This window comes from Pseudomonas syringae (assembly GCF_002157375.1).
Classification (GTDB): domain Bacteria; phylum Pseudomonadota; class Gammaproteobacteria; order Pseudomonadales; family Pseudomonadaceae; genus Aquipseudomonas; species Aquipseudomonas syringae_T.
The window spans coordinates 1-10,729 of the sequence record NZ_MTSA01000026.1 but is presented as its reverse complement, the minus strand read 5'-3'; the positions used below and the strand labels follow the sequence as shown (position 1 = coordinate 10,729).

General features: G+C 59.5%; 11 protein-coding genes. 6 read left to right on the top strand and 5 right to left on the bottom strand.

The genetic code is table 11. From position 1 onward, the window contains the following. Positions 1 to 43 precede the first annotated feature (43 nt). Complete coding sequence (locus tag BW686_RS24225) at positions 44 to 802, bottom strand: thioesterase II family protein (RefSeq protein WP_084920285.1); 759 nt, start codon at positions 800 to 802, stop codon at positions 44 to 46. Between the two features lie 316 nt (positions 803 to 1,118). Between BW686_RS24225 and BW686_RS24220 the strand changes: the two genes are divergently transcribed. Further along, positions 1,119 to 1,655, top strand: a complete 537-nt coding sequence (locus tag BW686_RS24220; protein ID WP_084920283.1) for an RNA polymerase factor sigma-70 — start codon at positions 1,119 to 1,121, stop codon at positions 1,653 to 1,655. Positions 1,656 to 1,736: 81 nt separating this feature from the next. Here BW686_RS24220 and BW686_RS24215 read toward each other — a convergent pair whose 3' ends face one another. Further along, positions 1,737 to 2,261 (bottom strand): SgcJ/EcaC family oxidoreductase, encoded by a 525-nt coding sequence (locus BW686_RS24215; protein ID WP_084920280.1) that lies wholly within the window; start codon positions 2,259 to 2,261, stop codon positions 1,737 to 1,739. Positions 2,262 to 2,453: 192 nt separating this feature from the next. Between BW686_RS24215 and BW686_RS24210 the strand changes: the two genes are divergently transcribed. The 4 genes from BW686_RS24210 to BW686_RS24195 are packed head-to-tail and all read left to right on the top strand — an operon-like array spanning position 2,454 to position 7,088. Beyond that, positions 2,454 to 3,638: a sensor histidine kinase gene (locus tag BW686_RS24210; RefSeq protein ID WP_084920278.1), complete on the top strand. Its 1,185-nt coding sequence runs from the start codon at positions 2,454 to 2,456 to the stop codon at positions 3,636 to 3,638. After that, positions 3,635 to 4,303 (top strand): response regulator, encoded by a 669-nt coding sequence (locus BW686_RS24205; RefSeq protein WP_084920275.1) that lies wholly within the window; start codon positions 3,635 to 3,637, stop codon positions 4,301 to 4,303. Before BW686_RS24210 ends, BW686_RS24205 begins: the two co-directional genes overlap by 4 nt. Then, positions 4,300 to 6,627, top strand: coding sequence for an ATP-binding protein (locus BW686_RS24200; RefSeq protein ID WP_084920273.1), 2,328 nt, complete (start codon positions 4,300 to 4,302; stop codon positions 6,625 to 6,627). Before BW686_RS24205 ends, BW686_RS24200 begins: the two co-directional genes overlap by 4 nt. Beyond that, positions 6,624 to 7,088, top strand: a complete 465-nt coding sequence (locus BW686_RS24195; RefSeq protein ID WP_084920271.1) for a response regulator — start codon at positions 6,624 to 6,626, stop codon at positions 7,086 to 7,088. Before BW686_RS24200 ends, BW686_RS24195 begins: the two co-directional genes overlap by 4 nt. Positions 7,089 to 7,097: 9 nt before the next feature. Here BW686_RS24195 and BW686_RS24190 read toward each other — a convergent pair whose 3' ends face one another. Continuing rightward, on the bottom strand, positions 7,098 to 7,529 hold the full coding sequence (locus tag BW686_RS24190) for a universal stress protein (RefSeq protein WP_084920269.1): 432 nt from the start codon (positions 7,527 to 7,529) through the stop codon (positions 7,098 to 7,100). A 113-nt stretch (positions 7,530 to 7,642) separates the two neighbouring features. Further along, positions 7,643 to 8,662, bottom strand: a complete 1,020-nt coding sequence (dusA, locus tag BW686_RS24185; protein WP_084920266.1) for a tRNA dihydrouridine(20/20a) synthase DusA — start codon at positions 8,660 to 8,662, stop codon at positions 7,643 to 7,645. A gap of 156 nt (positions 8,663 to 8,818) precedes the next feature. On the opposite strand from dusA, the gene BW686_RS24180 reads away from it, so the two are divergent. Beyond that, positions 8,819 to 9,889, top strand: coding sequence for a tyrosine-type recombinase/integrase (locus BW686_RS24180; RefSeq protein WP_084920262.1), 1,071 nt, complete (start codon positions 8,819 to 8,821; stop codon positions 9,887 to 9,889). Between the two features lie 347 nt (positions 9,890 to 10,236). On the opposite strand, the gene BW686_RS24175 is transcribed toward BW686_RS24180, so the two are convergent. Next, positions 10,237 to 10,729, bottom strand: a 493-nt coding sequence (locus BW686_RS24175) for a calcium-binding protein (protein WP_218775762.1), incomplete at its 5' end; no start/stop codon positions are given.

The window sequence follows — 10,729 nt, the reverse complement described above, 5'->3', positions numbered from 1 at the left end:
CCTTGGGGTGGGGCCGCGCGTGAGGCAAAAGAGCCGGAAACGGTCAACCGGCGGCCCGGTTCAATTGCCGTGAAATGCTGTTGCGCCAACGGGCCAGGTGCTGCTCGGAATACCGTCGCAGATGACGCAGCAATGGCGCTTGTTCGTCGACCAGATAGAAGTGATGCCCTTCGAACATGTCCAGCGAGAAGCCGGTGCAGGTTTCTTCCTGCCAGTCGAGCAGTTGCTCGACGCTGATGCTGTCCTGCTTGCCGCCGAACACATGAATCGGCACGCTCAACGGCTCGCGCTCGCCGTACACAAAGCTGCCGCACAGCAGAAAGTCAGCGCGCAGGATTGGCAACATCAACTGCATCAGTTCTTCGTTGGCGATGACGTTTTCGCGGGTGCCCTTGAGCGTGCGCAATCGGGCGATCAGTTGTTCGTCGGTCTTGGCAATGGCGTATTCGCTAACGTCGCGGCGCACCGGGCCGGCAGTGGCCGAGGCAAACAACGCCAGTGGCGCGGGCAGGCCTCGCTCGCGCAGCGCATGCGCCAGTTCGAAGGCCAACAGCCCGCCCAGGCTGTGGCCGAATAGCGCATAGGGCTTGTCCAGTTCGGCACTGATCTGGTCGGCCAGATGGTTGGCCAGTGGCACGATGTCGGTCTGCAACGGTTCATCCATGCGCATGCCACGACCGGGGAGTTCCAGCGGTCGCACGTTCAGCCACTCGGGCAATTTGCGACGCCAGGGGCTGTAGAACATCGCGCTGGCGCCGGAGAACGGCAGGCAGAACAGCGTCAGGCTCACGGGCGTGCTCATATCGAAACCGTCCGGTGGTGGGCGCGGATGTAAAAGCGGCGATGCGCGTGATCGAAACGCATGGGGTTCTCCTGAGGTATTCCTTGGCCGCAACCGTGGTCGGGCCTGTCACCAATGAGAACGGATGGCGTCTGCAAATAATTAGTGGAGGGTGTCCGTTGCTGGCGCGCAATGCACAGCGCCGCCCTTTTAAAGTGCGCTGATTGGCTTTCGCATTTGACAATAATTATCATTAAGGCTAATTTGTTGCCCCATGTGACGGCGCTGCTCCTCTTGCGGCCCTCCCCCCCATTGGTTTTGCAGCAAGGTGAATTCCATGACGGAACACGTAATCACAAGTAAGTGCGACTCACCGTTACTCCAGGCGTTCGTTGATAACTACCTGCTGCTGGTCAAGATTGCCGCGCGCATCGTCGGCTGCCGGTCCCGCGCCGAAGACGTGGTGCAGGATGCGTTCTTCCGACTGCGTTCCGCGCCCCAGGCCACGCTGACCTTCAAGGCGCAACTCAGCTATCTGTTTCAGATCGTGCGCAACCTGGCCATCGACCATTACCGCAAGCAGGCACTGGAACAGAAATACACCGGCCCTGAGGCCGAGGGGCTGAACGTGGTGATTCAGGGTGCGTCGCCAGAAACCTCACACATCAACTTCTCCAGCCTGGAGAAAATTGCCGATGCATTGGGCGAGTTGCCGCCCCGCACCCGCTACGCGTTCGAAATGTACCGCCTGCACGGCGTGCCGCAGAAAGACATCGCCAAAGAGCTGGGCGTATCGCCGACACTGGTCAACTTCATGATTCGCGATGCGCTGATTCATTGCCGCAAGGTCAATGGCGCCAGCGCCGAAGCCTGATCGCGGAACATTCACGCACGCAAAAAAATCCGGAGCACTGGCTCCGGTTTTTTTGTTTCAGCCTGACGGTCTGTTGATCGATCAGCGGCTGACCTGATATTCAGGCTGCACTTCCGGCATGGCCGAGGAGTGGTGGTTGAGAATCTTCCACTCATTGCCAACGCGGTGGTACAGGAAGGTGTAACGCGCCTGCACCGTGCTTTTCTTGCCGTCAGCGGCCGTCAGGGTGAACGTGTAGACACCGCTGTCCACGGCCGCGTCCGGGCCCAGCCGACGAATTTCCCGGTAGTTGATCTCACCGGCCGGCTTGAGCGCCAGGAAGTGATCGAAGTAGTCCTTGATCTCAGCCGGCGTTGCACGCACTTTGTTCGAGACCGTGGGCTGCAGGACGGCGTCCGGCGTGTAGAGGGAAACGACCGTTTGCGAGTTCCCGGTCTTCAGGGCCTTGTTCCAGCGGTCGAACAAGCCGGCGATTTCCTTGTCATTCACGTTGCTTGGCTGCTCGGCCACCATGCGGTACGTGTAGCCGGACGGCTGGGCAGCGGCCTGTACCATCGGGGCGCTCACAACCAGCAACAGGGCCAGGGCGGTCAATTTGGTTTTCATCGCTACTCTCCTACGGGGGATCTGTTCAGGGATTCAGTGAGTGCTACTTTGCCCGCCCCGCCCCGGCGCGCCATCGGCCAACCGGGGTTATCTGTGTATGCCAACCGGCAGATGGGCTTTACCTCCTGATAGAGTTCTAATAGCGTCACTTCCCCCTATGCCCGCACTGACAGACCTTCGCTGGAGTCCCTCATGCAAAGCCCTCCCCACGATCCGGCAAGTGCGCTGGCCATCCGTAATCAGTATCGCCAGTCGCAAAGTCGCGCCGCGCGCCTGCGTCTGCTGGTCGACACCGGCCAGGAACTGACCCAGCTGCCACCTGAAGCCATGCGCCAGCGCGTCTTGCAGCGCGCTTGCGCGTTCGTGGCCATGGACCACGGTCTGTTGCTGGAATGGGGGGCCGGCAACGGCGTGCAGACCACCGCCAGCCACGGCAGCGGGGAACGCCTGAACAGCCTTGAAACCGTCGCCGACCCGCGGGTTATCGGCCCACAGTGGCTGGAACGCTCCGGCACCGACTCGCCCAGTGTGCTGCTGTTGCCGTTGCGCGGTGCTGACGACGGGGCTTTCGGTGCGCTGCTGCTGGCCAATAGTGTCGCCATCAACCCGCCCGACAACGAAGACATCGAGTCTTTGCAACTGCTCGCCACGCTGCTCGCAGCGCACCTGGAGAACAACCGTCTGCTCGACGCGCTGGTGGCCCGGGAGCGAACCATGTCCGAGCTGGTTCGTCAGTTGTTCACCGCGCAGGAAGACGAACGCAAACGCGTGGCCTACGACCTGCATGACGGGCTGGCCCAGACCCTCGCCGGGCTGCACCAGCGCCTGCAGGGTTTCGCCGGTCGTTGCCCGGACCTGCCCGAACCGCTGGACGCCGACCTGCAAGCCATTCTCAAGCTGGCGCAGCATTGCGTTGGCGAAGGACGGCAGTTGATCAGTGGCCTGCGCCCGAGTGTGCTGGATGATTTCGGCCTGCTGCAGGCGGTCGACAAGGAAGCCGACCGGCTGCGTGAAGCGGGAATCGCCGTGCAGTGGACCGCGCGCTCCCTGACCCGCTTGCCCAGCCACCTGGAGATCGCGCTGTTTCGCATTGCTCAGGAAGGCATCAACAATGTGCTCAAGCACGCCCACGCCAGTTGCGTAGAATTGGCGCTGGAACTGAGTGAGGACAAGCTCTCACTCAGGCTGCAAGACAACGGCCGTGGTTTTATTACCGAAAAGCCACTCAATGGCGCTGGCGTTCAAAAACTGGGGCTGGTGGCCATGCAGGAACGCGCCAGCCTTCTGGGCGGCCACCTGACCTGCGTCAGCCGTCCCGGGCGTGGCACACGATTACGCGCCATCGTCCCTTTCAACGCAGACAAGGCAATGACATGACTGACACCGTGCGACTGGTTCTGGCAGACGATCATGAAGTGACCCGAACCGGGTTCGTCTCGCTGCTGGCGGGCCATCCGGAATTCGAGGTGGTCGGTCAGGCGGCAGACGGCCAGCAGGCCATCGACTTGTGCCAGGCGCTGCAACCGGACATCGCGATTCTCGATATCCGCATGCCGGTGCTCAACGGACTCGGCGCCGCACGCATTCTTCAGCAGCGCATGCCGGGCCTGAAAGTGGTGATTTTCACCATGGACGACAGCACCGACCACCTGGAAGCCGCCATCAGCGCGGGCGCGGTGGGCTATCTGCTCAAGGACGCGAGCCGCGATGAAGTGATTGCAGGCCTGCAACGCGTGGCACGTGGCGAAGAAGCGTTGAACAGCGCCGTGAGTGCGCGCCTGCTGCGGCGCATGACCGAACGCAACACCGGTGGCGGGAGCGCGCCGGTCGCCCTGACGCCTCGCGAGCGCCAGGTGTTGGGGCTGGTGGCGGGCGGCTTCAGCAACCGGGAAATCGGCGAAAAACTCGGCATCACCACCGGCACCGCCAAGGCGCACGTGGAAAAAGTGATCGGCAAGCTGGGCGCCTCGGACCGCACCCAGGCGGCAGTGCGCGGTGTGGCACTCGGTCTGGTGAGCCAATCGACGAGCGACTGGCAATGAGTGCATCGGGCAGCAGCCGCTGGGAAGACCTTCCCTTGCGAGGCAAGGCGCTGGTGGCGATTTCCCTGCCGCTGGCGATGCTCATGTTTTCGCTGGTGCTCATCTACATCGCCGAACGCCAGACCGCGCAGGCGGAGGAAGATGTGCGGCGCGTGCTGCTGGTCCAGGGCGACATTCAGACGCTTCATACTCAGATCGCAGAAGCGGCGGCAGGTGTGCGTGGCTATCTGCTGACCCATCAGGAAGACTTTCTGCCCGGCTACATCAACGCGCAACCGCGTATCGATGCAGCGCTGACCCGACTCAACACCAATGTGCGTGACGAGCAGATGCGTGAACACCTGAAAGCCATCGACCCGCTGATTCACACCAAAGTCGACGGCCTGGAAAAGCTGCGCTCGATGAGCATGGAGGACCGCACAACCGTTGCGAGCATTCTGGTTGAAAACAAGTACGTTCTTGATCAGTTGCGCGAACGGATCGGCATCATGCGCGAGCGCGAAGACGCCCTGCTCGCCGAACGTACGGAAGCGGCGGCGGCCACCCGCGAGCGATTGTTGCGCTCGACGCTGCTGGCCGCAGCCTGCGGCATCTTCGGCGCCATTCTCGCGGTGCTGATGTTGTCCAAAGGCATTGTGGCGCGGGTGCATCAGGTGCAGCGCAATGCTCAGCGCCTGGCTCTGGGCCACCCTTTATTACCGCAGCCCCCGGAAAAAGATGAGATCGGTCAACTCGGTACGCGCCTGGTCGAGGCCGGTCAATTGCTGGCCGAACGCGAGCGTGCGCTGCGCGATAACGAAGAACGGTTGCGCCTGATCATCGAAGGCGTCAAGGATTACGGTATTTTCGCGCTGGACCGCGAGGGTTACGTCACCACCTGGAACGCGGGTGCCGAACGTATCAAGGGCTACACCGAACAGGAAATCATCGGCCAGCATTTCTCGGTCTTTTACCTGCCTCAGGAATGCCCGCAACACCCCGACATGGCGTTGCACGAAGCCACGGTCAACGGGCGATACACCGAAGAAGGCTGGCGCCGCCGCAAGGACGGCAGCCGTTTCTGGGCCAGCGTGGTCATCACCGCGCAATACGACAGCCATGATGAACTGCGCGGCTTTTCCAAGATAACCCGTGACATCAGCGATCGCCGTGTGGCCGAAATCGCTCTGGGCACCGCCCGCGAAGAGGCCGAGCGTGCCAGCCGGGCAAAAAGTGAATTCCTCTCGCGCATGAGCCACGAACTGCGCACGCCCCTGAACTCCATTCTGGGTTTTGCCCAGTTGCTGGACATGGACTCGCCCGCCAGCCAGAGACCCCAGGTGGGGCACATTCTGCGAGCGGGCCAGCACTTGCTGAAGCTGATCAATGAAGTCCTCGACATCGCCAGAATCGAAGCCGGGCATGTGTCCCTGAGCCTCGAACCCGTGCCGTTGTCGAGCGTGCTCAAAGAGGCGCTGGTGCTGGTCTCGCCGATGGCTGCCGACGCCAACATCGAGCTGCGCGAATCGCCACAACTGCCTGACGAACTCGGCGTGGTCGCTGACCGCCAGCGCCTGATTCAGGTGTTGCTGAATCTGCTGTCCAACGCCATCAAGTACAACCGGCCCGATGGCAAGGTGTGGATTGAGGTCGGGCAATCAGAAGAACGAGTCACGGTAAGCGTGGTGGACACCGGTTACGGGATTGCGCCAGAACGTATCGGTCAGTTGTTCAAGCCCTTTGAACGGCTGGATGCCAACCCGAGCGTCGAAGGCACCGGCCTGGGCCTGGCGCTGAGCAAGAGCATGCTGGAAATGATGCACGGCGGGCTGTCAGTGGACACCACACCGAACGAAGGCTGCCGCTTCACCCTTGAATTGCCGTGTGTGCTGGTACACCCGCCCGCCGTCCCGGTGCCGCGCGCACCTGATACGGCCCCGGCCTCCCGGCCCGCCGCCCGTCCGGCGTATCATGGCAAGTTGCTGTGCATTGAAGACAACCTGTCGAGCATGGCCCTGATCGAAACGCTGCTGCAGCGCAGACCGGGCATTCAACTGCTGTCGAGCATGCAAGGCCAGCTCGGTCTGGACCTGGCCCGCCAGCATGCGCCCCAGTTGATTTTGCTGGACCTCAACCTGCCGGACCTCAAGGGCATGGAGGTGCTGCAGCGGTTGCGGCGCTTGCCGGCGACGGTCAACACGCCGGTTCTGATGATTACTGCCGACGCCAGCGTCAACACCCAACGCGAACTGAAACAGGCCGGAGCCACGGCCATTCTGATCAAACCCATTCAGGTGCCGGTGTTTCTTGCCCTCCTGGACCAGTACTTGCCGGAGCCCGTATGAGCGGAGACTTTCGTATCCTGATCATTGACGACCAGCGGCCCAACCTCGACCTGATGGAACAGTTGCTCGCCCGAGAGGGACTGACCAATGTGCTGAGCAGCACCGAGCCATTGCGCACGCTGGACCTGTTCAACAGTTTCGAGCCCGACCTGGTGGTGCTGGATCTGCACATGCCCGAGTTCGATGGCTTCGCGGTGCTGGAACAGCTCAACCGCCGCATCCCGGCCAATGACTACCTGCCGATCATGGTCCTGACCGCCGATGCGACACGCGACACCCGCCTGCGTGCCCTGGCACTGGGCGCGCGGGACTTCATCAGCAAACCGCTGGATGCCCTGGAAACCATGCTGCGCATCTGGAACCTGCTGGAAACCCGCGCGCTGTACAAATCTCTGCGCAAACTGGTGCCACCGGAACACATCGAGTTGCTGCGCCAGACACGAACGCCTGCGCAGCAGTGAGGCAACCTCTTATTTGATGAGCGTCACGGGCACCGACACTTCATGGATCACGCGCGTGGCCACCGAGCCCAGCAACAGGCCGCCGAAGTTGCCAAGCCCGCGAGTGCCCATCACCACCGCATCGCAACCGAGCCGCTGAACGGCGGCTTCGACCTGCTCGGCGACGTTGCCCAGATCGACGTGGGCCTCAAACGGCACGCCAGCGGCTGCCAGAAGAGCCACGGCATCGTCCAGCACGCGCTTGCCTTCATTGGTGAGCCCGGCTTTCACACCCTCGATCATGTCAGGCGCCAGATAGAGGCTGTAATCGATGGGGCTGGCCTGCACGTTCAGCACATGCACTTCAAGTGACTTGGTGAGATCGCCAGACAGCTCGATGACGTAACCGAGGGCTCGCATGGCGTGCTCCGAGCCGTCAAAAGGGACCAGGACTTTGTGCATGTGGGGTTTTCCTTGTGGGGTTATACCCACAACATAGCCCGAGCCCGACAGCGCCGCCACTGGAATAAGCGCTTCTTTTGACCCGCAACAACCGGCACCCTCGGCGCGGTCGATCAATGGCCTTCGAGAAACTTCGCCGCCTGATCGAGCAGCAGCATCGGATTTTCCGCTTTGTGGATATCGACCGACAGCAACTGACGAAAACGTCGTGCGCCCGGGAACCCCAGACCGAGGCCGAGCATATGCCGAGTGACGTGGTGCATGTTGCCACCGCTGGCGATATGCGCCGCAATGTAAGGCCGCATCGCCTCCAGTGCCTCGTGACGGCTGATGACCGGCGCGACACTGCCGAACAACCGCTGATCCACGTGCGCCAGCAGATACGGGTTGTGATAGGCCTCGCGGCCCAGCATCACACCCTCAAAGGTCTGCAAATGCTCGCTGCACTGCTCCAGCGTCTTGATACCGCCATTGAGGACGATTTCCAGATCAGGAAAGTCGGACTTCAACTGCGCAACCACGTCATAACGCAACGGCGGGATATCCCGGTTTTCCTTGGGTGACAGCCCCTCAAGAATCGCAATGCGCGCGTGAACCGTAAAACTCTGGCAACCCGCTTCCTGCACCGTGCCGACGAAATCACATAACTCGGCATAGCTGTCACGGCCATTGATGCCAATCCGGTGCTTGACCGTGACCGGAATACCTACCGCGTCACGCATGGCTTTCACGCAATCAGCCACCAACTGCGGGTGAGCCATCAGGCATGCGCCGATCATGTTGTTCTGCACCCGGTCACTCGGGCAACCGACGTTCAGGTTGACCTCGTCATAGCCCGCCTCTTCAGCCAGCCGCGCACACGCCGCCAGGTCCGCCGCCGTGCTACCGCCCAACTGCAACGCCAACGGATGCTCCGCCTCGTGATGACGAAGAAACCGCTCACGGTCACCATGCAGCAAGGCCCCCGTGGTGACCATTTCTGTGTACAGCAATGCGTGTTTGGACAGCAGACGCATGAAGTAGCGGCAATGGTGATCGGTCCAGTCCATCATGGGGGCGACGGAGAAGCGGCGGGACAGTGCCGCAGCCGAATCGCTGATTGTTGCTGGGGCTTCTATTTTTTCGATGCTCATCAATACTGATCTTTAAGGCAGCGGTTTATGGCCATTTTTGCTTGTTTTCCGAGAGCTGTCGGTACGTCTAACAGCTCAAATCAGAAATGTACCCATTCAAAAAGGGCAGCGATCAGACCACGCAAGCGCGAGGACAGTACTGCTTACTGCACGCAGATGCGGACCAACCGAGACGATCAGCGAGTTTATCAGGAAACTCAAACGTTCGAGCGCAAGCAGGTCGATCAAGCGTGGATGGAGCGACCTGAGGCAGAGCTGGCCGTACCGGGTGCGATTGAGCGCATGAACCGCAAGACGGTCAGCGTCAAACAGATGATTGATCGATACCTTGACGAGTACAAGAAGGTTCGCCTTCTGGGTAAGACCAAGCGGGCGACCCTTACCGCCATCAGCGAGAGCTGGCTGGGAGAGTTAGCAGATTCAGATTTGACCAGTCAGAAGCTGGTTGAGTATGCGCAGTGGAGAATGGGCAAGGAAGGCGGCGGAGTCCAGGCGCAAACCGTAGGCAATGATCTGTCGCATCTCGGAGCGGTGCTGTCCGTAGCAAAGCCAGCATGGGGATACGACGTTGCCCCTCACGCGATGTCGGACGCGCGGATCGTCCTGCGTAAATTGGGAATGGTCAGCAAGAGCAAAGAGCGTACTCGGAGACCTACGAAGGACGAGCTCGACGCTCTGTTTACTCATTTTTTTGAGATGCAGATACGTAAGCCGTCTTCGATCAATATGCCCAAAGTACTGGGGTTCGCAATATTTTCCACGCGTAGGCAGGAAGAAATCACTCGCATTCGCTGGGACGATCTGGATGAAAAACGCCAGGCTGTGCTGGTCAGAGACATGAAGAATCCTGGACAGAAGATCGGCAACGACGTCTGGTGCCACGTTCCTGACGAAGCCTGGGCGATCCTGCAGAGCATGCCTAAAGGGTGCCTAGAGATTTTTCCCTACAACTCAGATTCGATATCTGCCGCATTCACGCGAGCTTGTAAGTATTTAGAGCTGAAAGATCTGCGCTTTCATGACATGCGACATGACGGCATAAGCAGGCTTTTCGAAATGGACTGGGATATACCTAGGGTATCGAGCGTCTCAGGCCATCGTGACTGGAATTCGCTACGCCGGTACACGCACCTGCGAGGACGCGGTGACCCCTACCAGAGCTGGGGGTGGCTCAAAAAGATTGTGAACGCAGAAGTTGACCTTGGCGTACGCGTAAAACAGCACTAGCACAGCAATAAACCTCGCGGCGACGTTCCCGCGGCGAACCAAAAAATTGAAGAAAGACTTTTATTTTAAAAGTCTTTTTAATCTTGCGTAAATTTGGCTTAACTATAACTCAATTCACGCAGTTAAAAGCGCTACACCTCATTTGTCCTGAGAATGGAATCCCTCCGAGTAGGAACCATGGTGTCAATTGGCAGAGATGAAATCATCATATTCACTTTTCCTCTGACCAGAAACGTCAAGCAAAGCTCGACCAATTTACTTATGCACTTTTCAAACTTAACCTAACTGACTATTATTGTGCAGCTTAGTTCCTTAGCACCTTCGCTGAAACTAGGCTGCAGCATATGTTAACTTACGTGATCTACAACATTCTCATGGGAATTAATCCCAATCAAATCTATCAACTGAGAATCTGTCATATTACTACCGTCTGAAAACTGAATCTGCTTAACACCATTGTTAGGATAAAGAAGACTGTAGTCCAGCACGACCTGATCTCCTTCGATGCCGTCGGTAATCACCATACTATTGCCGGATGGAGTGGTTGTAACCGTCAATGACGCCGCTGTGATACCGGCGCCGAACTTCAGAACGGGCACGTCACCGGCGGCATATGCGTTATCTATCTCCAGGTAGCCATAACCAGCATTGTAGATAAAGGTGTCATTGCCACCGCCACCGTGGATCACATCCTGGCCGCCCTTGCCATCAAAGGTCTGGGCGCGAGCCGATCCATTCAGCGTGTCATTCCCGAAGGTCCCGGTCGAATTCTTGATCTCTAGCAGCTGATCCTTCATCGTGACAAGATCCTCAAACGCCAAGGAGCTGCCGTCAGAGAAC